Consider the following 20,621-nt stretch of genomic DNA (forward strand, 5'->3'; position numbering starts at 1 on the left):
TGATTTTTGCAAATCTCCCGAAAAGGTCGAGGCGGATGACGGAATGCATAATTTCCGTCGAAATCTACACCTAAATATCTGCATTGACTCTGGTTTTTATCGCTCCTAGACTTATCGTAATTGATCTAATTGAAAATTTTTGTAAGTGGGATCTCAGCATGAGTTTTTTTGACAAAGTTCAAGACTATTTTTCTAACGACATCGCCATCGATCTAGGCACCGCGAACACCCTTGTGTATGTGAAGGGACGCGGAATTATTCTTGATGAACCTTCGGTGGTTGCCGTTCAAAAAAATTATCGTGGTATGCAAAATCGCGTTTTGGCAGTGGGTAAAGAAGCCAAAGACATGTTGGGAAGAACTCCTGGAAGTATCGTAGCAATTCGTCCCATCAAAGACGGCGTGATCGCGGACTTTGAAGTGACTCAGTCAATGCTTAAGTACTTCATCGGAAAATCTTTGGGCGAGAAAAAATCTTTCATCCGCCCAAGAATCATCATCTGTGTTCCTTACGGAATCACTCAAGTTGAAAAGCGCGCAGTCAAAGAAGCGGCTCAATCGGCGGGTGCGCGTGAAGTGTACTTGATCGAAGAACCAATGGCAGCTGCTATTGGCGCGGGTTTGCCGATCACCGAACCATCAGGCAACATGGTTGTCGATATGGGTGGTGGTACTACTGGTGTCGCGGTTATTTCTTTGGGTGGTATCGTTTACTGTAAATCAATCAAAGTTGCGGGCGATAAATTTGATGAGGCGATCATCAACTACGTACGTCGTCAGTTCAATCTTTTGATCGGTGAAAGAACGGCGGAGCTTATCAAAATCCAAATCGGTAATGCGTATCCATTTGAAGAAGAAAAATCAATGGAGATCAAAGGTCGCGACCTCGTTGCCGGTGCGCCGAAAACTATCGAGATCACTTCATCGCAAGTGAACGATGCTTTGATGGATCCATTATCAGAAGTTGTGGATGCGGTTCGTACGGCATTAGAAAAAACTCCACCAGAACTTGCATCTGATATCGTAGATAACGGAATCGTACTAACAGGTGGCGGAGCTTTGCTTGCGAACCTAGATGTACTTCTTCGTGAAAGAACTGGACTGCCAGTTTCTATCGCCGAAGATCCATTAAGCTGTGTTGTCATGGGTTCCGGCAAAGTTCTCGACCAGCTGGACCTTCTCAGACAGCTTACAGTAGATTAACATACAAGGATCTATGACCGAAAATGACGTAAAGTCTATCGCGCTGTTTTTCTATTTCGCCTTATTGGATGATCAAAAGGCGGTAGAAGCCGCATCGCAGGCCCTAGCCTTAGGTCGTGCTCGTAAACAAAGAAATCCAGAATTAAAAAATCCCGTGGCCCTTGTCGCGGCCACGAAAGCCGTTTGGGATAAGTTCAAAGCGCGTGTAGCACGGGGACGTCCTAATACAACAATTGAATCTGGCTGGTTGATTCCTGATGGCGTCGATTTAGGACCTTGGCGCGAGTTTCAGAAGTCTGCTTCTGAAGACGAGCTGCTCACGGTGATCTGGTCAAAAATTTTAAAGATTGAAGATGATGATATTTCCGAAGGATTGGGAATCACGCAAGGAACCATTCGCTATCGATTGGGTCGTGCGCTTCGCAAACTTGGAAGCATGACACAAGGTGTGGGCAAATTTAAGCATGGCTCAGCAGGACGATAAGATTCCTCTTTCAAAGAAAAATAAAAGGGAGATGTCTCCCTTTATTGGGCATGAGCTCCTGTATGACTATTTGTCCGGAAGCTTAGATAAAGAACGTCGTCTTGCCGTTGAAGATCACGTCAAGTTTTCCCGTGATGCGCAACTGGATCTAAGCAAAATTCAAAACGGCCAACAGTATGCAGAAAAATTATCTGAAACAGTGGTTTCTCGTCCAATCATCGATCTGATTGGAACGCCTTCAAATTATCTGACCGTTTTGATGCAAAAATCGAATTTCGATAAATGGCCTCAAGGTGTGAAGTGGGGACTTGAAGCGTTGGTAGTGGTTTTTGCTATCGTGGTTGTGCTTACGATTATGCCTTGGCAAAAAATCATGCAGCTCACAGATATCGGATCAAAAGAGGTTATCTTAGCCGAAGCGACGAAAACGGAGACCTCGGCGCCTGTTCCAGATAAGCCTGAATTCGTGGATGAAGAAGTTAAATCATCTACACCAGTGGTGAAACCAAGCGAAACTGTGGCGGCGGTGCAAACTCCGTCTCCATCAGCATCACCAACACCACAAAAATCTCCAAGTGTTGCAGCTTCTGCGACCCCTAAGCCGACAGCAACGGTGGCAGCTGTTACGGCGACAGAAACTGCAACCTCGGCAACGGCATCGGGTGGTTTCTTGTATCGTGGCGAAGTTGAAATCACGAATATTGATTCTAACGGTCCTAAGATCACTGAAAAAATGGTTGAACTTGGCGGACGTAAAGCCGGTTCGGTAGAGCTTGGGTGGAAAAAAACTCCGACGTCTATGTATTATCACTTCACAATTCCAGAAGCGAAATACCAAGACCTTCTTACGTTCATGTCGACTTACGGAACGCCTAAAATTTCTAAGGAAAAACATCCACGTGTCATGCCAGATGGAATTATCCGTTTGATTATCACGGTGGACGAAAAGAAGTGAAAACTTTAAGGCGCAGACCCAAAAGATCTTTGCGAACGATCTTGATCGTCTGGTTCGGTCTTTTTTCGATTATCCCGCTAGCATTCGTGACGGCCTATTCGATGGTGAAATACGAAAAGGCCATCGATCATGAGCTTTCGCAAAGGCTCAGTGGTAATGCGCGAGAAATCGAAGTCGTTTTATCTGATTTAAAAGCCAATATGCAACAAAAGCGTGATCGTTATATTCGCGATCCCAGTTTGATCTACCATATGACAGTGGGGGACGGCTCCACGATTCGGGGCCTGTCCACCCAATGGATCCGCAATGACAATGTTTCGAGTCTGACGTTCTTTGATCGCGAAGGACGCATGCTTTCCTCGGTCTTTAAAGATGATAAAGACAATGTGCGCAGCTTTATGCCGGTTCAAGATGCGGTCTTTCTTTCCGCGAAATACATGGCGGATGTGAAAGATAAAAAAGAGCTTTCTTTAGCTGAAACCAATGAAAATCAAAAAGTCAGTTTAATCATCATTTCAAGAGTGAACGGTTCTGGTGGTCGCACCGTAGGTTATTTAGAACAGACGATGGCTCTTGATAGAGTTTTCGTACAACGACTAAAAAATCGTCTGAAATCAGAGTTGATCTTTTTGGGTGACGGTGGACAAGTGGCCGTGGCTAGCCATCAGGATTTTTACCTTTATAAAAAAGATTTTTTCCGATCTTATTTGCGCCCGGGTGCGGATCCTTTCTTTGATTTGACAGTGCGAAATAATCCTTATGGGTTTCTGACATATCCCTTGAACTGGGGCATCACAAAATTTTATGTGGCTTTAGGAGCCTCGAAAGTTGAAGCAAAAGCTGTTTTAAAAAACGTCAACTTCGCTTTTATGACTGTCGTCGGTGCTGTCATCATTCTTTTGATTGTGACTATCTTGATTACTTCAAACTGGGTTTTGAAACCATTGTATGATCTGGTGGATGCTTTACAGTCCTTTGAATCCCAAGAACAGGCTGTCACTATTCCAGTAAAAAATGATACGGAAATTGGTTTGCTGACAGAGTCGTTTAATGAAATGAGTAAGAAGATTTCACAAGCTCGGGGTGATCTGCGTAAAAAAATAACCGAACTCGAGGCGACAAATAAAGAGTTAAAAGACACGCAAACTAAGCTTGTTCACTCCGCGAAGATGGTCAGTTTAGGTCAGCTGGTTGCGGGGGTGGCCCATGAGCTCAATAATCCGATTGGATTTATTTACAGCAACATGACTCATCTTAAAGATTACTCCGAAAAGCTGATAAAAATTGCTGAAGTTGCCGAAAACGAACCCGCTAAGCTGCACGACGTAAAAGAAGATTTCGAATTTGATTATATCGTAAAGGATTTGCCAAAACTTGTAGCCTCTTGCCAAGATGGCGCACGTCGTACGCGTGATATCGTTTTAGGCTTAAGAAACTTTTCGCGTCTTGAAGAAGCCAAGCTGCAAGAAATTGATGTTCATCAAAGTTTAGATACAACGTTAGATCTTCTTCATGGCGAAATCAAAAACCGCCTTGAAATTCATCGTCAATATGAACCTACGCCACTGATCCACTGTTATGCCAGCCAGATCAACCAGGTGTTTATGAATATTCTTTCTAATGCGGTTCAAGCGATTGAAGGAAGTGGGCACATCTGGATCTCCACGACGGCCTTAAAGGATTTTAAAGGCTCGAAAGATCGTCGGGGATGGGTGCAAATCTCAATTCAAGACAGTGGTAAGGGAATGTCGACATCGACCATTGAAAAAATCTTCGATCCTTTCTTTACAACCAAAGGCGTCGGACAGGGTACGGGATTGGGCTTAAGCATCTCTTACGGAATCATCCAAAACCATGGGGGCGAAATTCAGGTACGCTCTGAAGAGGGCGTAGGTACTGAATTTATCGTTGTAATTCCTGTTTTCCCTCCTCTGCAAGAGAAAAATCCCACACTTACGTCCTAAAGCTTTCGTCTAGGCCTCCCGAAAAGATCCGTATGAGAATGCTGATCGTTTTAATTATGATTTTCGCTGGCAGTTCAAGTCTTGCTAAGGATTCAGGGCTGGTTTTGTCGGGTGTCGTGCCGCTTGCGGCAGAAGTCGTTGTTCAAAATAATCAGATCATTCATAAATCATCTGCAGGCTTAAAAACCAGCGTTCAAAAGCGCGCTATAGCCTCGGTTATTCAAGTCACCGCTCCTTAGACCAGATATTTAGACCCACAGTTTTCGCCATTCTTTCTCGCTGCAGAGTCATCTAATCTTATTACATGTATAACAAAGTCGTCTTCGCCGCTCTTAGTGCGGTTCTTATTCCCGCGTTTGCTCATGCTTTTCGTTTAAGCCCTATGGTTGTGCAGTTTGCCCCCCATGGAAACAAAGCCACGCAAGTTTTGCTTTTAGAAAACCAAGGATCGGAAAAAGTCCCGGTACAAATCGAAGTTTTTGCGCGCAGCGCGGATGCAAAAGGTGAAGAAGTTCGCACTAAAACGGATGACTTCGTGGTTTACCCAGAGCAAGTCGTGCTGTTGCCGGGAGAAAAAAGAAATGTGCGTGTGACTTGGTCAGCGGATCTTAAAGGACCTGACGAACAAGCTTATCGTATTGTGGCTTCGCAACTTCCGGTAAAGTTCAAAGAAAAAAATTCAGCTCCGCAAAATCAAAATGTAAATTTGAACTTTCTTTTACAGTACGTGGCTTCGGCTTACGTCGTGCCAGAGGGAGCTAAAGCCCAAGTGAGAGTTAAAGAGGTAAAGCGTATTGATGCTAAGAAGGTATCTTTGCTTTTAGCCAATGAAGGCACAGCCCACAAAGTTTTAAAGGCAAAGAGCTTATCTTTTTATAGCGGTGATAAACTGTTACTAGAAATGGCGACGGTTAAAGAATTTGAGAATGTAAATCTTTTGCCTAAGTCTCAAAAGACTCTGATTGTAGCGGTCCCTAAAGATGTTTCCGGAGCGAACCTTCGCGCCGAAATTTCTTTATTGGAGACCGGCGATTGAGATTTTTGATTTTTCTATTTTCATTCTTAACAATCTTAAGTGCTCATGGGCAATCAGTGAGGCCCGCACTTGCTAAGCCGTATTTCGTGGCGCCCGTCATTTTAGATAAAAAGGCCATTGTCGAAGTTTGGATTTTTCCTCGCGACGAAAGACGTCAGTTTTCCATTGAAGCAAAACCTTTATTAGAAGCTTTAAAATCTTACGTCCCAGATTCTACGATCAGTCTTTTGAAACAAAAGACATCACCTCAAGGCGTTATTAGTTTAGTTGATTTAGAATCTGTCGGTATTTCCACGCATTTTGATGAAAGCCGCTTGGATATTACCTTGGCGATTCCGATTAAGCACCGTAAGAAATCAGATTTAGATTTAAACTATATTGAAATCGATGACCAAAAATTTCTTCGTCCCTCAGGGCACAGTGGGTATTTAAATTTACGTACCCAGCAATCATACCGCTATGGGGAAGTTGAGACGGAAAAGCTGCCCCTCAATGGACATTTGGACTTTGTCGAAAACATCCACGGCTATGTTTTAGAATCCATGGCCGACTTCACCGAAGGTGATCAGTACCCATGGCGCCGGCAGGACACGCGCTTGCGTTTTGATAATGAAGATAAAATGATTCGTTATACGCTAGGAGATTTAACCTTAGGGGCCAGGGGCTTTCAACAAGCACCTAATGTCGCGGGTCTGTCGGTTGTGCGAGAATTTTCAATTCAGCCTTATAAAACGTTAAGACCTTTAAGCAATACCGAGATCGTCATTAAAAGATCATCTCTTTTAGAAATTTACGTGAATGGTTTTTTATACAGCCAGCTTAGAATGGCGCCAGGAATCTTTAACATCCGTGACTTTCCATTGGCGACTGGTCAAAACTCCGTTAAAGTGCGTATCCGCGATGACCTAGGGCAAGAAGAGACCTATGATTTTTCCGTTCTTTTTGAAAACACACTGTTAGGTAAAGGCATCCAAGAGTTTTCATATTCCGTAGGCCTTCCGTGGACGGAGTCCGGTGCAGATCGTGCTTATAATGACAAGGCCTCTTTCTTGTCGGCGTATCATCGTTGGGGAGTTTCTGATCAAGCAACGGTGGGTCTAAATTTTCAGAATTATCTTTCAAAAACGATGGCCGGCGGGGAAGTGTCCGGAATAGTTAATTGGGGATATCTGTCTTTGGATGCCGGTTTTGCCGGGCAGGGAAATAAGACCCAAGGCTTTGCGCAAAGATTTCGCTATCGCAGTTTAGATCGCATGTACGGCGTGGATCTTCCGCTGCTATTTTCTTTGGAAGCAGAAAATCGTGATGAGGCATTCCAAGCCGTCAGCGTCTCTGATCTTATTACAAATAACTACGTACAACGCTATGACACACAAATAAGCTTACGCCATAATGACGGCTGGGTATTTGGGGTTGGTGCAGGAAGAATTATTTACGTCGGAAATGCGGAACAAGATAACTATCGCGCAAACCTCATTGTGCCCTTAACAAGACAAGCTCGCATCGAGTTTGGTTATCAGCGCTCAAACCCCGCATTGCCGGGGCAAGATCAGGATCGCGGCCTTGTCTCCTTTAACTGGTTAGAATCTCAAGGACGTTACAGTGCAAGTGCTTATTACGATAGCTTAAATCGCAACACCAACATAAATCTGAACCGCAATGCTAAATATCGTTACGATGATTTTAATGTCTTAGCGGCATTTCAAAATTCGGATTCGACAACCTCTGGCAACTTAACGGCGGAATACTTAGCTCAGCCCTTCAGTCTGCGTCTAGATCATTTTACTTCTCAGCAAAATAGCACGACGATCCATAATACCGGGCTGGGCCTGAATACAGCTTTGGTGTGGGCAGGTTCTCACGTATCATTAAGTCAACCGATCGCGGACAGCTTCGTCATCGTCAGCGCAGATCGACTTCCTGCGGGACAAGAACTGCTTATCAATCCGTTAGATGAAAAAGGTGAAGCGCAACTGGGTCCTCGTCGCACGACGGTGGTTCGAGACATGTCGGGCTATTATAAATACTTTATCAATGTTGACTCAACCAGCCTGCCAATCGGTTATCTTTTGGATCAAGAGTTTTATCCGGTTCAACCCACCTATCGCAGTGGTATCGCTATCGATCTGAATCTGCAACGTCGAATCATGGTCCGGGGTCGTTTAGTGGATAAAGATCATCAGCCAGTGGCTTACCTTGCGGGAGATATCGTGAATGCGAAGGGCGAGTTGGTGGATAACACATTCTTCACCAATAAGGATGGCGGATTCCTAATTGACGGTTTAGAGCCAGGTTCCTATAAAATGATGACCGGACAGGGATCTTGGAAGACTCTGGAATTTGAGGTGGCCGATCATCCAAAAAATATTCTGAATCTGGGAGAAATCACGTTGGAGGAAGCGCGATGATAAAATATTTTATCGTCCTCATGAGCGTCTTAATCTCGGGAACGGCGTGGGCGCAAGCCGTGTGTACGAACATGCAGTTGCAAGTGAATCAGACTGCGTTCGACTTAGTATCAAGCCAAACGGTAAATCCCACGTTGGTGGTGAAAGCAAATACCAATCCCGGAGCGTGTGATTTTTTTATCACTTTTGATTATGGCCAAGGCACTTCGTTTTCTAGTCGCGGCTTAAGATCTGGCGGAAATGTTTGGCCATTTCAATTGGCCAAGAATGCGGCGGGCACGCAAATCATTAAACGTGTCGGTGATATTTCAAGTTCCAACGACATCCTTTCAGGAACATTGACGGCGGGAAGCAACGATCGCCAAGTGAACGTGAATTATTGGGCTATCCTGGATATGTCCAATCCATGGTTGCCTCGCGGTGACTATGAGGACAACTTTACGGTGACTTTATATCGTGGCAGTCCGTTTAGTTCCTATGTTTTTATCTCTTCAAATTCAGTGCGTTTTCGTTACAGATCGGGAAGCCGGGTGGATATTTCATTGGTACCTACGGGTGGGGCCTTTAATGTTTCCGATACGACAGAGACTTTGAATTTTGGTGTTTTAACGACGGGTGCGACAAGATCTGCCGATGCGGTGATAAAATACAACGGTGGATATATCCTAAAAGCGTCCTCACAAAATAATGGAAGATTAAAGCATTCAACTCAGAATGAATACATAGATTATTCGGCGACGTTCAACGGTAGTACAGTTAGTTTGAGTGGAACCTCTTCAAATCCGGTTCAAATTATTAGGGAGTTAGGGCAAAGTCCCGCCAACGGGAAAAGAATTCCGATCGGGGTGACTATTGGAAACGTGACGGGAAAAAGAGGCGGACAGTATGCCGATACGATCACGTTGACTGTGACCTCTGCTGAATAAAAAAGCCCACTTTTTCGAGTGGGCTTTTAAGGAATTTTTTAATAAAAACTAGTTAGCTTCGATAGTTACCGTCAAAGTATCTTGATAAATACCTGCGGGAGCATTTGAAAGAGCGACCACTGATACGTTGATATCAGAAGTGTCTGTCGTTAAACCGGATAAAGCATTTACATTTTTAACTTCAACGCCCGCTACCGTCGGAGTTACTTCCGCGCCACCATCATAGCTCACTTTGTAAGTAGTTTTGTGATTTGCCGGTTGTACGGTGTGGCGAAGCTCGCCGTTTGTCGTCGAGGAAATTTTAATTTTATAACCCGTAAGGATGTTTGAAGTTTCTGTTGCCGTAGCCACTTTGGTGGAAGCTTGACCGGCCGTGATATTTAGCGTGGTAGCAGCGGGCTGCGCAGTAACAACTAAATCAAGAACTTGTTGTACTTCACCTTGAAGTAAAAGAGTTCCCGTTGTTGCCGCCAGAGCTGATGTACTTACGGCTAAAGTTGATAAAAGTGCTAGAGCGGTTTTCTTAGAGATTTTCATTTTCGGTCCTTGTGAGTTTAAAGAAAGGTTAATCTTTCACCGAATTTTTACTTCACGGGACGTGCCAGGGTTAAGACTCGGTTAGAGTTGCAAAGGCGATTTGATCACTGACTAAAGTTTCGACAGGAGAGCGTATTCCGCTGGACACCCTCTGAATAATAACAGGGGGTTCAGAGTTTTTCTCAAAATGAGAAGAAAAGGTCTCTCATATAAAGGAAACCATTGAACTTCCCGATACGAAAGTTATGGCGAACGATAAATCGCAAAAAGAAAAATCAATGCTCTTAGCCTTGCTCCTATTTTTGGCGGCGGGCGGGTTGATTTTTGCGTATTTAGGCGGAGACTCTAAGAGAAAACCAAGCGGTACGGCGGCAGTGGCTAAAACTAAAAAGTTTGAACAATCCGTCAATCGCCACCTGATGTTGACCAATGAGCGCATGGAGCTTGAAAAGCAGCGCATGGCTTTAGAAAACGCCAAGATTTTAAATAACCCCCTCAGCGCGACACGGCCCCAAAAAGCATATACCAATGATGATCGTTTAGATCTGTCATCAGATACTCGCGCGGCCGATGTGGCTAAGGATTTGGGTCGTGGTCCCCGACAAGAAGAAATTATTTCTCCGCACGATGTTGTGCAAAAAGAAATCTTCAATGAAGAGTTAGCTCGCCAGCAATCGCAAGCTTATCGTGAAGAGTACGCTCGTCAATTCGTTGAGAACGCGCGCCGCGGTGGGTACAAAGTAAAGTTGAGTGAAGACCTAAGTCGAGTGATTTCGGTCACTCCTATTCGCAATCCTTCGGCGGATTTCCAAGTCTTTGAAGGAGCAGGTTCCATTAGGGGCAGTCAGTAAATCCAATTTCCGGATTTCTTTTTTCGCCATTTTAAAAAATACCCATGATCAGCCATGCTGAAATAAGCGTCCGAGCTTAGGATAATATGATCATTCATGGGAATTTGGATGACTTGGGAAAGTCGATAAATCTTACGCGTCATTGCTAAATCTTGCTCTGAGGGAAGGCAATCATCGCTGGGATGATTGTGTGCCATAATAAATGAACTGGCATTGTTACGTACTAAGAAACGAAAAATATCTCGGGGATGAAGCAGACAGTGATCCACTGTGCCGCGAAACAACATTTCTTTTCGAATTAAACGCATCTGTGAGTTTAACGCTAAGATCCAGACCTCTTCGGAATCGGGGTTGTATTGCGCATTTAGACACTCGTAGGCCTGCAAACTTGTGGACATTTCCATAGATGGACGACAGTTGCAAAAAAGCGCCACCGTCCTCTGTCTAACAATGTGTTTCTGGGGGTCGGTTTGGGACTTGCGTGTCCGGAGTCCAGGACATATCCTTTGAAGGTCAAACCCAATTCGAATTGTAGAGGGAAGGTTTTATGAAAAAGAATTTAACATTGGCTTTGCTTTCATTGTCTTTCATTGCGACCGTAAGCTGCGGTCCAAAAGCGTTCGTGAAAGGTCAATATGATGACGTTAACCGCGAAAATTTGATGAATGACCAATGGTCCGAAACTGATATGCAAAAAGCTGTTCAGGATTTGGTAGCAAGCTTAATGAATTCTCCGATCATTACACAGTCTAAAAAAATGCCGGTGGTGATGGTTACAAATCTTCAAAATAAAACCAGCGAGCATATCGATACTCAAAGTATTATGGACATGGTTCGTGTAGAGCTTATGCAATCTGGCCGAGTGGCATTCATCGATAAAGAGGCTCGCCAAGATATCTCTGACGAATACAACTATCAAAACTCTGGCATGGTAGAAGACGCTTCTAAAAAAGGTCCCGGCGGTCAAATTGGTGCGGATTTCATCATCAACGGTCGTCTTGATTCTATCGTGCAAGAAGTCGGCAAAGATAAGTCAGTGTACTATAAACTGACTTTGAATCTGACGAACCTTAAAACCAGCATGATTCAATGGACGAACCAAAAGCAAATCCGTAAGACGTTCAAAAAGAAATCTATCGGTCTGTAATTCATGATTTTTAATCTGCAAAGACTCACGCTGGTCGTGGGTCTTTTTTTTGTGAGCGGTCTTTTGGGTTGTGCGACCTATCAGAGCAAGGTCGAAACGGCTCGCACCGCCATTGAAACAGGGAATCCGGATAAAGCCGTTAAAGAGTTAAAGCCCCTGGCAGAAAAAGAAGACGGCGATCAGTTAGTTTATTTATTAGACTATGCGACAGCCCTGCAGATCGCGGGCGATATCAAAGAAAGTAATAAAGCCTTTTTAAAAGCAGATAGACTTGCTGATCAGGTGGACTATCAATCCATTTCGCGTATCGCGGGGTCACTCGCTTTGAACGAAGAAATGGTTCAGTACAAAGGCGACACTTTTGAAAAGATCTTTATCAACGCATATCTTGCGATGAATTTTTTAGAGATCGGCCAACTGGATGATGCTTTGGTTGAAGCTCGCCGTATCAATGAAAAGTACTTGAAATACCGTGCGGATGAAAAACAAAATTTCGAGTTAAACTCTTTCAGTAAATACTTATCCGCCATGATTTGGGAAGCCAATCGTAGTTATGACGATGCTTACATCGCCTATGCGGAAACCTATAAAATCGATCCTTCAATTTCGACTCTTGGCGAAGACCTCATTCGTTCGGCAAAATTAGCGCGACGAATGGATACCTACAAAGATTGGAAAAAGAAGTTTCCAGAAGTTCAAGAAGAGGACTCTTGGTATGACCGCCGCAAAGGAGAGCTGGTTATTCTTTTTCAACAAGGATGGGGACCGCGCAAACAGGCATCCAATAACGAATATCGCTTTCCGGTACTCCGGCCGGTCTTCAGTGAAACTCAAAAAGCGCGCTTAGTGATTTCTGATTCCAATAAAGTTTTAGTCAGTCAAAAAGTGTACGATGTGCAGGAAGCCGCTATTGCCACGTTAAGGGACGACCAAGGCATTTTATTAGCCAAGCGGGTTGCGGGTCTGGCGACAAAAGCTGTTTTATCGGATCAAGTTCGACAAAAAAATGAGGCCTTAGGTGCGTTAGCATGGGTCGCGATGAATATCGCCGATCGCGCCGATGTTCGGCAGTGGTCTTTCTTACCGCAAACAATTCAAACCATCCGCATTCAGCTCCCGCCGGGAAAATATAAATTCCGTCTGGAAGGTTTAACTCATGGACTGAGCGCCACGGGCGAAAATCTGGCAGACCGCGAAATCGAAATCAAAGCTGGTCAAAAGAAATTCGCCGTTTGGCGCTCTGTAAAATAAAAAGCACAAAATAAAAAAGGCCCGGGGTGAACCGAGCCTTTTTAAGACAAACTTTTAAACCAAGAACTAGTTGTTCAAGTTAAGAGCAATACCAGGAAGGTTTGGAGTTTCGTCGTCTTGTTGAAGACCTGGAAGTACAGTTGCTTTTTCAGCAGCTACTTTAGCAGTAGTGTCTGTGCTGTAACGAGTAGCAGCAGAAGCAACACGGTTTTCAAGGTTTTGTTTAGAGCTGTCCGCAGAAGCATTTTCAACAACTGTGTTTACTTGTTGTTTAGTCATGTAATCCTGAGGGAAAGCACCAAGTTTAGCAAGGTAGCCCGAGATGCTGCCGTTGCCGTTTTGGATGATTTCGCGAAGGGTGAAAAGAGGAGCGTATTGAGATGCTTTCTTTTCAGCTTCGAAGATGATTTGCGTCAAAGTAGCCGCAGTGATGTCGTTTTTAGATTTATTGTCGATGACCATCACTTCTTCGTTAGTGCGGATCATTTTAGCGATATCATCTAAAGTCACATAGCAGCTTTGTTGTGTGTCGTAAAGTTTGCGGTTCTGATAGCGCTTGATGATTTTAACTTTAGAATTTGGCTTAGATGTCATTGTTTCGTTTTGGTTGATCAAAAGTGCCTCCCAATTTGAAATTTCCCCAAAATCTTAAGAAGATAGTGTGTGTTTTGATTCACCGTCCCCTTAGATGGGCGCAACCTATCCCCCCCGCCACCCCTTGTCAAGGGGTCCTCAGACCAAAAGAAAAGAAATTCTTAGATACTGTTTCGTCTCAAAAACCGCTCGGTAAAAGAATTCACAGACCTTTGTCTAAAGTTTTTTTCAAAGCCCGCCGAAAGGTCTAGGAGAGACGGCGAAGGCGCGGGAAAAATTTAATGAAAAATGAACAAATTCAAGAGGTTAGGTCTTCAGGAATGCTCCTAATAATGGGGCTGGTGGGTCTTTCTTTGGCCATTGTGGCCACACCCTGGAACCGCCAATTTCAGGATTCTCGGGTCGAAGTCGCACTGCAGAAAGCAGAGATCGTTGGCTACCAAGTTGTACAAATTTACCGCGAAGCGTCCAAGTCTTCACTGCCTGATGACAAGAAATCCCGCGTTCCAGCCTCTATCTCTTCGTCTGACAGCGCCTTTCCCGCCGACTTGCGCAGCACAGGAACCATGGGAACGGACCCCTGGGGAGCTCCCTTCCGTTATCGCATTTTGTCGGCAGATAAATCGGGCAATGTACGAATTCTTGTTTGGTCTACAGGACCCAATCAAAAGGCGGAAACAGCGGATTTGGACAATGAAGAGGCGGTCATCGCTGGTCAACCAAGCTATGCAGGGGACGACATAGGAGTCCTTCTCAGTATGACACACAATTAAGCACCGATTTAGGTCGTGATGAGGTCCTGGTGCCTCATGAAAGTCTCAAAATTTGCCGATCAGCCTAGTGACCAAGGAGATCTAATGTTTCCATACACTAGGGCCGCAATATTCCTTCCCTTTCTCGTAACACTCACGGCATGTGCGACGTTCACGTCGAATGAAACTGATAAAGCGCCGTATTACGAGTCTTCCTTCAACGATAGAAACAGAGCTCCTGCGTCTTTTGCTCCTCAGTCTGTTGCCTCTGGTCCGGACAACACGACGACGATTGATCCTCTCTACATGAGAACTCAAGCTGATTATTACTTCGCGATGGGTGAGGCTTATTCACTCGAAGGCAATTCAGCAAAAGCACTCGAGGCTTTCAAAAACACATTGATCTACGATCAAGAATCTCCCGCAGTGCATATGCGTTTGGCGGCGGAATACCTTAAGCAAGGTCTTTTGTCAGAATCTTTGACTCAAGGTGAAGAGGCCGCAAAGAAAGATCCAAAAAACGTGGATGCGCATTTGTTGTTGGGGGGCTTGTATTCTTCGATGAAGCTTTATCCAAAGGCGATGGATCAATACAACACCGTGATGAAGCTTGAGCCCAAAAACACGGAAGCGCCGCTTTACATTGGTGCGCTGTACTCTGAACAGAAACAACCAGACAAAGCCGTAAAATATTTTGAATCTTTGGCAAAGAATCCAGATTACACGACTCCACACTTGGCTTGGTATTACATCGGCCGTGTACGCATGGAACAGCCAGAGGCTAAATATCAAAAAGGTGCGGAAGAGGCATTTAAAAAGTCTTTAAGCATCAAGCCTGAATTCGTAGATTCACTTCTTTCATTGGGTGCGATGTACACGAAAGACAAAAAAGAAGAAAAAGCTTTGGCGATGTACCGTGAATACCAAAAAGAAAATACGCCGAACTCTCGAGTCGCAGAAATCTTGGCGCAAACTTATATTGAGCAAGGCGATTACGAAAAAGCTTATGATCAGTTGGAGATAATTGAACGGGATTCTGATGAGCCACTAAATGTTAGAATGAAAATGGCTTTGATCTTAATTGACCAAAAACGTTTTGATCAAGCGGCTGAAAAATTACAAGAAGTTCTTAAAGAGGCTCCAGATTCAGACAAAGTCAGATTCTATTTGGCGGCTGTTTATGAAGAGACTCATAAAAACGAACTTGCCGTTCGTGAATATAAAAAGGTACCAGCTTCAAGCACTTATTACGGTGAAGCGGTAGTGCATACGGCTTATATTCTAAAGGGCATGGGTAAACTTGATGAAGCAGTTCAGACTGCGGCGGAAGGCTTGAAAAACCGTCAAGACCAACCACAAATTTATGCAATGTACGCTTCATTGTTAGATGAAAAGTCAGACTATAAAACGGCGTCTGCGGTATTAGAGCAAGGCTTGGTGAAGTTTCCAGAAAATGCGCAACTTAGATTTTATTATGGCACGATCCAGGATCGTTTGGGTAATAAGTCATTGGTTGTAAGCGAAATGAAAAAAGTTTTAGAGATCGATCCAAATCACGTTCAAGGCATGAATTATCTTGCATTTACTTGGGCAGAAATGGGAACGCAGCTTCCTGAGGCTGAAAAATTAGCGCGCAAGGCTTCAGAACTAGAGCCGCAAGATGGTTATGTTTTAGATACTTTGGGGTGGGTTCTTTATAAGCAAAGCAAATACAGCGAAGCGGTGAAAGTCTTAGAAGCGGCTCACAAGTATCAAGGCACGGTGAGTGTGATTGCTGAACACTTAGGTGATGCTTACTATAAGCAGTCGATGGTGGATAAAGCGAAGAACATGTACCGTAAGGCTGCGGATTTAGAAACGGATAAACGTAAAGTGCAAGAAATCCGTAACAAAATCACTGCGATTGAAAAACAAGAGCTTTCATCGCCACGTATGCCTGCTTCGGTTGAAAAACCAACGGATAAACCTATTGCGGAGCACGCTCAGTAATCTGCGAACGTTTTTCCTGATATAAATAATGATTGGCAAAGAATATTAAAGGGAGTGCGGCGATAAGCCCCGCTCCTTTTGTCATTGCAGAAACAAAGATCAACAAGGCGGCATAAAAGCTGACGCCCAAATAGTCCTTAAAATTTTTAACTGAAGCCAAGCCCCAGATATCAATGGATTTAGCGATGCTGCTTTGTGTTTCAATATGCCATTTCAAAGATTGGCTTAAGACCAAAAAGAAGTAAGTCGCCACGATCATCAGTAGGATAGAAAAAGGCACAGTCATCAAAAGACCTTGTGGGCTTTCTAATAATCCCACCGCTGATCCAAACAGGGCACTTGTGGGGAATAAAGCCACAGCGATAATTAAATAGGATATCAATTCTTTGCTTTCAAAGCTGATTTGCCGTGGCTTCTTTTTTTCGATAATCAGGCGTACAGCCATCTCTTGAAAGATTAAAAGCACTAAAGAAACCACGATGGCCCCAACGCCGGGCGTGGCGCGGGCCAAAAAGATAAAGAGCATAGTGACGAAACCGAACATTAAACTGTTCTTTAACGTCACTTTTACTAGATTCAATGCTTGTTTAAAATAATGCATTTCAATATGCTAAGCGAATGAAATCAGGGATCAATTACTTTCTCGCATTAGGTTTCTTTCTATTAACGGCTTTTCTTTCGGGGTGTGCTACAAAAACCGTGAAAGAAGGAGCGTTTCAAAAAGCGCAGTGGGAAACCAAGGCGATGATTAAAAATCTTAAAGAAAATAAAAACCAGTCACTCACTATTGATATCTATGCCATTAAAAACGAAAGAGCCCGTTTTGAAATATCGGCTCTCTTAGGTTATCAGGTGGCAAGCTTGGTGATGAGTCCTTCAGATATCTCTTATGCCATTTATCCCCAAAAAACTTTCTTTTATGGAAAGAATTCGGATCGCGCTTTCCGCCGTATCATTGACTTGCCATTGCATCCAATGAATTTGGCCAATATCGCTTTTGATGAACCTATTCGGGGCCCAGGATGGAAATGCACCTTAGGAGCCGATGGATTTTTAACCGAATGTGAGAATATTCAACGCCAGATGAAAGCTGTTTGGAGTGATCGCAAAGAAGGTAAGAAGAAAGTCGTTTTAACGGGTCCCCAATTCGAAATGCAGTGGCATTTTGGGGTGCCCCAGACTGAAGTCCAGTTCAAGGATGACTTATTCACTTTGAGACAGCCCTCGGGGTTCAAAGCAATACAAATAAATTAAAAAACTCGTTAACCGTCTAGGTTTGAGGCATCATCTATATAGAAGGTGTGTGTCACCAAACACCAGGGGAGAGTTTTATGGCCTCTAAGATTGATCTTCATTCATTGGTAACCAACTGGCAGAACACAAGTGTCCAGGCCAAAGAACACTGGAGCGGCACATTCGAGGAATACCTCGATTTAGTGAAGCAAAATCCAAAAATCACCAGAAACGCCTACCAACGCATGTATGACATGATCATTGAGGAAGGCACCGAGCAATACATTGATTTCAAAAAAGAAGTCACACGCTTTAAATTCTTTGATGACGTTCACAATAACGGTAAAGACGCGGTTTTCGGTCTTGATGTGCAGTTGAATAAATTGGTGAACGTACTTAAAGCCGCGGCTTTAGGATACGGAACAGAAAAACGTGTCATCTTACTTCACGGTCCGGTAGGCAGTGCGAAATCTACTATCTGCCGCATGCTAAAAAAAGGCTTAGAGCGCTACTCACACTCTAAATCGGGTGCCCTTTACACGTTTGAATGGATCGATGAAAAACAAGAATTGGGTGGACTTCTTGGTAAAGAAACAAAAGTTTTTCCTTCGCCGATGAATGAAGAACCTTTGTTGCTTATCCCTGAAGAACTTCGCCCGCAAATTTTTGATGCTATTAATAAAGGCCAAGAAGGTTCTTACCGTGTTCAGCTTGACGGTGAACTAAGTCCTCCATCACGCTTTATTTTCAAAGCATTGATGGAACGATATGATGGTGACTTGATGAAAGTTCTTTCCCACGTGCGTGTGAAAAGATTTTTCATTTCTGAAGCTGATCGCGTCGGGATTGGAACATTCCAACCAAAAGATGAAAAGAATCAGGATAGTACTGAGCTTACGGGGGATATCAATTACCGTAAGATCGCGGAATATGGTTCAGACTCCGATCCTCGCGCATTTAACTTTGACGGTGAATTTAACGTCGCCAACCGTGGTTTGATTGAGTTCGTTGAGGTTCTAAAGCTTGACGTGGCATTCTTGTACGATCTTTTAGGGGCTTCTCAGGAACACCGCGTGAAACCTAAAAAGTTCGCGCAAACGCACATCGATGAAGTCATCATCGGTCACACGAATGAGCCGGAGTACCGTCGTTTGCAAGACAATGAGTTCATGGAAGCTCTTCGCGACCGTACCGTGAAAATCGACGTGCCTTACATCACTCGTTGGAGAGATGAAATCAATATTTACAAACGTGATTTTAATTCCAACAAAGTGCGTGGTATCAGTATCGCTCCGCACACGGTTGAGATGGCGGCGATGTGGGCGATTTTAACTCGTTTAGAAAAGCCAAAAAAAGCAAACCTAACTCGTTTGCAAAAACTAAAACTGTATAACGGTAAAACCTTGCCAAACTATACCGAAGACAACGTGCGTGAGCTTCGTAAAGAAACTCAGCGCGAAGGTTTAGAAGGTATTTCGGCTCGTTATATCCAAGATAAGCTTTCTAATGCGCTCGTGACCGCGCAACAGTCCAACAAGGGCTCGGTCAACCCATTCATGGTATTGAAAGAGCTTGAGTCGGGGTTAAAAAATCACTCGCTCATTTCAAACGATGAGTTGAAAGCCGAATACAAAGAACTGCTTGGCGTCGTCATGCAGGAATACGAAGAGATTATCAAAGGCGAAGTGCAACGCGCGATCAGTGCCGATGAAAGTGCGATGCAAAGGTTGACGGGTAATTATATCGATAACGTCAAAGCCTATACCCAACGTGAAAGAGTTCGTAATCAGTTCACCGGAAATGATGAAGAACCCGATGAGCGTTTAATGCGTTCGATCGAAGAAAAGATTGAAATTCCTGAATCTCGTAAAGACGACTTCCGTCGTGAGATCATGAACTACATCGGGGCGTTGGCGCTGGAAGGTCGCAAGTTCAATTACAAAATGAATGAAAGACTTCATAAGGCGATTGAGTTGAAACTGTTTGAAGATCAAAAAGACAGTATCAAGCTTACGACATTAGTTTCGAACGTGGCGGATAAAGACACTCAAGAAAAGATCGATATCGTAAAAACTCGTTTGATCAAAGACTTTGGTTATGACGAAATCTCAGCGACGGATGTACTTCACTATGTGGCAAGTATTTTTGCTCGCGGGGACGTAAAAAATAAGTAGTAAATAACTATGGCGATACGGGAAGACCAAAACAGATTTAGAGAGATCGTAAAAGGGAAGGTCAAAGAAGACCTTCGCAAATACGTCTCTCAAGGCGAAATGATCGGGAAGCGTGAAAACGAATTCGTGAAGATTCCGTTGCCACGTATTGATATCCCGAACTTTCGCTATGGACCCAAGCAACAAGGGGGCGTGGGACAAGGTGAAGGTCAGCCCGGTCAAGATGTAGGTGATCCAGGTGAAGGCGGACAAGGCCAAGCCGGCGAAGCACCGGGTGAGCACATGGTCGAAGTTGAAATGTCGATGGATGAACTTGCCGATATCTTGGGTGAAAAATTAGAGCTTCCGCGCATTCAGCCTAAAGGGGCTAAAAACATTGATTCGATGAAGACTAAATTCACAGGCCTTGCGCCGGTGGGGCCAGAAGGTCTTCGTCATTTTAAATCTTCATATAAAAGAGCTTTAAAGCGCATGGTGGGTTCGGGAACTTATAACTCCGAAGAACCCATGGTTTTACCCATACGCCGCGATATGCAGTATAAGTCCTTCAAAAAAGTCCAGCAGCCTCAAACTCAGGCCGTGGTGATTTACATGATGGACGTGTCCGGCAGTATGGGTGATGAACAAAAAGAAATTGTTCGCCTTGAAAGCTTCTGGATCAACACGTGGCTAAAAAAACATTATAAAGGCTTAGAAACCAGATTCATTATCCACGATGCCGCGGCTAAAGAGGTCGATGAAGACACCTTCTTTCGCACCAGTGAATCCGGTGGAACCTTGATTAGTTCGGCTTATAAGCTTTGCCAAGAAATCATCCTGCAAGATTACCCGGTGAATGAATGGAATATTTATCCGTTTCACTTTAGTGACGGCGACAACTGGTCAGGCGAAGATACGAAACTGTGCATGAAGCTTCTTCAAGACTTCTTCCTTCCAAACTGCAACGTCTTTGGTTACGGGCAGGTGGAAAGTAAATACGGAAGCGGTCAGTTTTTAAAAGATCTGCAAAAAGAATTTGGTGAAGACGAAAGACTCACTCTTAGCCAAATCGAAAATCGGGATAAGATCCTAGATTCTATCAAAGATTTCCTAGGTAAAGGCCGCTAGGCCGTTCAGGG

General features: G+C 44.0%; 20 protein-coding genes. 16 read left to right on the forward strand and 4 right to left on the reverse strand.

The window, feature by feature from the left end; all coding sequences use genetic code 11:
- Positions 1–158: 158 nt before the first annotated feature.
- The 8 genes from AZI86_RS07620 (at position 159) to AZI86_RS07655 (ending at position 8,975) form a co-directional block, all read left to right on the forward strand.
- The gene (locus tag AZI86_RS07620; protein WP_061834468.1) at positions 159–1,202 is read left to right on the forward strand and encodes a rod shape-determining protein; all 1,044 of its coding nucleotides are present in this window, start codon (positions 159–161) and stop codon (positions 1,200–1,202) included.
- A 13-nt stretch (positions 1,203–1,215) separates the two neighbouring features.
- Positions 1,216–1,686: a hypothetical protein gene (locus tag AZI86_RS07625; protein WP_061834469.1), complete on the forward strand. Its 471-nt coding sequence runs from the start codon at positions 1,216–1,218 to the stop codon at positions 1,684–1,686.
- Entirely contained in the window at positions 1,667–2,641 is a 975-nt protein-coding gene (locus tag AZI86_RS07630) for a hypothetical protein (RefSeq protein WP_061834470.1), read from the forward strand. Before AZI86_RS07625 ends, AZI86_RS07630 begins: the two co-directional genes overlap by 20 nt.
- Positions 2,638–4,605 (forward strand): HAMP domain-containing sensor histidine kinase, encoded by a 1,968-nt coding sequence (locus tag AZI86_RS07635; protein WP_061834471.1) that lies wholly within the window; start codon positions 2,638–2,640, stop codon positions 4,603–4,605. The genes AZI86_RS07630 and AZI86_RS07635 overlap by 4 nt, the downstream gene beginning before the upstream one ends.
- Positions 4,606–4,637: 32 nt before the next feature.
- On the forward strand, positions 4,638–4,844 hold the full coding sequence (locus AZI86_RS07640; protein WP_157684654.1) for a hypothetical protein: 207 nt from the start codon (positions 4,638–4,640) through the stop codon (positions 4,842–4,844).
- A 65-nt stretch (positions 4,845–4,909) separates the two neighbouring features.
- Entirely contained in the window at positions 4,910–5,641 is a 732-nt protein-coding gene (locus AZI86_RS07645; protein WP_061834473.1) for a fimbrial biogenesis chaperone, read from the forward strand.
- Complete coding sequence (locus tag AZI86_RS07650; protein ID WP_061834474.1) at positions 5,638–8,049, forward strand: fimbria/pilus outer membrane usher protein; 2,412 nt, start codon at positions 5,638–5,640, stop codon at positions 8,047–8,049. The genes AZI86_RS07645 and AZI86_RS07650 overlap by 4 nt, the downstream gene beginning before the upstream one ends.
- Positions 8,046–8,975 (forward strand): spore coat protein U domain-containing protein, encoded by a 930-nt coding sequence (locus AZI86_RS07655; RefSeq protein WP_061834475.1) that lies wholly within the window; start codon positions 8,046–8,048, stop codon positions 8,973–8,975. The genes AZI86_RS07650 and AZI86_RS07655 overlap by 4 nt, the downstream gene beginning before the upstream one ends.
- 48 nt (positions 8,976–9,023) lie before the next feature.
- On the opposite strand, the gene AZI86_RS07660 is transcribed toward AZI86_RS07655, so the two are convergent.
- Positions 9,024–9,512, reverse strand: a complete 489-nt coding sequence (locus tag AZI86_RS07660; RefSeq protein WP_061834476.1) for a hypothetical protein — start codon at positions 9,510–9,512, stop codon at positions 9,024–9,026.
- 245 nt (positions 9,513–9,757) lie between these two features.
- On the opposite strand from AZI86_RS07660, the gene AZI86_RS07665 reads away from it, so the two are divergent.
- Positions 9,758–10,363 (forward strand): hypothetical protein, encoded by a 606-nt coding sequence (locus AZI86_RS07665; RefSeq protein WP_253715819.1) that lies wholly within the window; start codon positions 9,758–9,760, stop codon positions 10,361–10,363.
- Here AZI86_RS07665 and AZI86_RS07670 read toward each other — a convergent pair.
- Positions 10,357–10,767, reverse strand: a complete 411-nt coding sequence (locus tag AZI86_RS07670) for a JAB domain-containing protein (protein WP_253715820.1) — start codon at positions 10,765–10,767, stop codon at positions 10,357–10,359. The two genes, AZI86_RS07665 and AZI86_RS07670, sit on opposite strands and share 7 nt — an antisense overlap.
- Before the next feature lie 143 nt (positions 10,768–10,910).
- Here AZI86_RS07670 and lpoB point away from each other — a divergent pair, with 143 nt between their 5' ends.
- Complete coding sequence (gene lpoB / locus AZI86_RS07675; RefSeq protein WP_061834477.1) at positions 10,911–11,510, forward strand: penicillin-binding protein activator LpoB; 600 nt, start codon at positions 10,911–10,913, stop codon at positions 11,508–11,510.
- A 3-nt stretch (positions 11,511–11,513) separates the two neighbouring features.
- Positions 11,514–12,761: a COG3014 family protein gene (locus AZI86_RS07680; protein ID WP_061834478.1), complete on the forward strand. Its 1,248-nt coding sequence runs from the start codon at positions 11,514–11,516 to the stop codon at positions 12,759–12,761.
- 66 nt (positions 12,762–12,827) lie between these two features.
- On the opposite strand, the gene AZI86_RS07685 is transcribed toward AZI86_RS07680, so the two are convergent.
- Entirely contained in the window at positions 12,828–13,376 is a 549-nt protein-coding gene (locus AZI86_RS07685; protein ID WP_061834479.1) for a polyhydroxyalkanoate synthesis regulator DNA-binding domain-containing protein, read from the reverse strand.
- Positions 13,377–13,636: 260 nt separating this feature from the next.
- On the opposite strand from AZI86_RS07685, the gene AZI86_RS07690 reads away from it, so the two are divergent.
- Positions 13,637–14,128, forward strand: coding sequence for a type II secretion system protein (locus AZI86_RS07690; RefSeq protein WP_061834480.1), 492 nt, complete (start codon positions 13,637–13,639; stop codon positions 14,126–14,128).
- 84 nt (positions 14,129–14,212) lie between these two features.
- Positions 14,213–16,096, forward strand: coding sequence for a tetratricopeptide repeat protein (locus AZI86_RS07695; protein ID WP_061834481.1), 1,884 nt, complete (start codon positions 14,213–14,215; stop codon positions 16,094–16,096).
- Here the strand turns inward: AZI86_RS07695 and AZI86_RS07700 are convergent.
- Complete coding sequence (locus AZI86_RS07700; RefSeq protein WP_157684655.1) at positions 16,074–16,697, reverse strand: hypothetical protein; 624 nt, start codon at positions 16,695–16,697, stop codon at positions 16,074–16,076. The two genes, AZI86_RS07695 and AZI86_RS07700, sit on opposite strands and share 23 nt — an antisense overlap.
- 17 nt (positions 16,698–16,714) lie before the next feature.
- Here AZI86_RS07700 and AZI86_RS07705 point away from each other — a divergent pair, with 17 nt between their 5' ends.
- The 3 genes from AZI86_RS07705 to AZI86_RS07715 all read left to right on the forward strand — a co-directional run bounded on the left by AZI86_RS07705 (position 16,715) and on the right by AZI86_RS07715 (position 20,610).
- Positions 16,715–17,350, forward strand: a complete 636-nt coding sequence (locus tag AZI86_RS07705) for a hypothetical protein (protein WP_061834483.1) — start codon at positions 16,715–16,717, stop codon at positions 17,348–17,350.
- A gap of 77 nt (positions 17,351–17,427) precedes the next feature.
- Positions 17,428–19,503 (forward strand): PrkA family serine protein kinase, encoded by a 2,076-nt coding sequence (locus AZI86_RS07710; RefSeq protein ID WP_061834484.1) that lies wholly within the window; start codon positions 17,428–17,430, stop codon positions 19,501–19,503.
- 9 nt (positions 19,504–19,512) lie between these two features.
- Positions 19,513–20,610 carry a DUF444 family protein gene (locus tag AZI86_RS07715; protein WP_081111809.1) on the forward strand — a complete coding sequence of 366 codons (1,098 nt, stop codon included), beginning with the start codon at positions 19,513–19,515 and terminating at the stop codon, positions 20,608–20,610.
- Positions 20,611–20,621: the final 11 nt, after the last annotated feature.

This window comes from Bdellovibrio bacteriovorus, from assembly GCF_001592735.1.
Lineage (GTDB): Bacteria > Bdellovibrionota > Bdellovibrionia > Bdellovibrionales > Bdellovibrionaceae > Bdellovibrio > Bdellovibrio bacteriovorus_D.

What these genes read in the sequence shown, in the direction of transcription:
- AZI86_RS07620 (WP_061834468.1), top strand. Translation starts at nt 159, where the DNA reads ATGAGTTTTTTTGACAAAGTTCAAGACTATTTTTCTAACGACATCGCC.
- AZI86_RS07625 (WP_061834469.1), top strand. Translation starts at nt 1,216, where the DNA reads ATGACCGAAAATGACGTAAAGTCTATCGCGCTGTTTTTCTATTTCGCC.
- AZI86_RS07630 (WP_061834470.1), top strand. Translation starts at nt 1,667, where the DNA reads ATGGCTCAGCAGGACGATAAGATTCCTCTTTCAAAGAAAAATAAAAGG.
- AZI86_RS07640 (WP_157684654.1), top strand. Translation starts at nt 4,638, where the DNA reads ATGAGAATGCTGATCGTTTTAATTATGATTTTCGCTGGCAGTTCAAGT.
- AZI86_RS07645 (WP_061834473.1), top strand. Translation starts at nt 4,910, where the DNA reads ATGTATAACAAAGTCGTCTTCGCCGCTCTTAGTGCGGTTCTTATTCCC.
- AZI86_RS07655 (WP_061834475.1), top strand. Translation starts at nt 8,046, where the DNA reads ATGATAAAATATTTTATCGTCCTCATGAGCGTCTTAATCTCGGGAACG.
- AZI86_RS07660 (WP_061834476.1), bottom strand. Translation starts at nt 9,512, where the DNA reads ATGAAAATCTCTAAGAAAACCGCTCTAGCACTTTTATCAACTTTAGCC.
- AZI86_RS07665 (WP_253715819.1), top strand. Translation starts at nt 9,758, where the DNA reads ATGGCGAACGATAAATCGCAAAAAGAAAAATCAATGCTCTTAGCCTTG.
- AZI86_RS07670 (WP_253715820.1), bottom strand. Translation starts at nt 10,767, where the DNA reads ATGGAAATGTCCACAAGTTTGCAGGCCTACGAGTGTCTAAATGCGCAA.
- lpoB (WP_061834477.1), top strand. Translation starts at nt 10,911, where the DNA reads ATGAAAAAGAATTTAACATTGGCTTTGCTTTCATTGTCTTTCATTGCG.
- AZI86_RS07680 (WP_061834478.1), top strand. Translation starts at nt 11,514, where the DNA reads ATGATTTTTAATCTGCAAAGACTCACGCTGGTCGTGGGTCTTTTTTTT.
- AZI86_RS07690 (WP_061834480.1), top strand. Translation starts at nt 13,637, where the DNA reads ATGAAAAATGAACAAATTCAAGAGGTTAGGTCTTCAGGAATGCTCCTA.
- AZI86_RS07695 (WP_061834481.1), top strand. Translation starts at nt 14,213, where the DNA reads ATGTTTCCATACACTAGGGCCGCAATATTCCTTCCCTTTCTCGTAACA.
- AZI86_RS07700 (WP_157684655.1), bottom strand. Translation starts at nt 16,697, where the DNA reads ATGCATTATTTTAAACAAGCATTGAATCTAGTAAAAGTGACGTTAAAG.
- AZI86_RS07705 (WP_061834483.1), top strand. Translation starts at nt 16,715, where the DNA reads ATGAAATCAGGGATCAATTACTTTCTCGCATTAGGTTTCTTTCTATTA.
- AZI86_RS07710 (WP_061834484.1), top strand. Translation starts at nt 17,428, where the DNA reads ATGGCCTCTAAGATTGATCTTCATTCATTGGTAACCAACTGGCAGAAC.
- AZI86_RS07715 (WP_081111809.1), top strand. Translation starts at nt 19,513, where the DNA reads ATGGCGATACGGGAAGACCAAAACAGATTTAGAGAGATCGTAAAAGGG.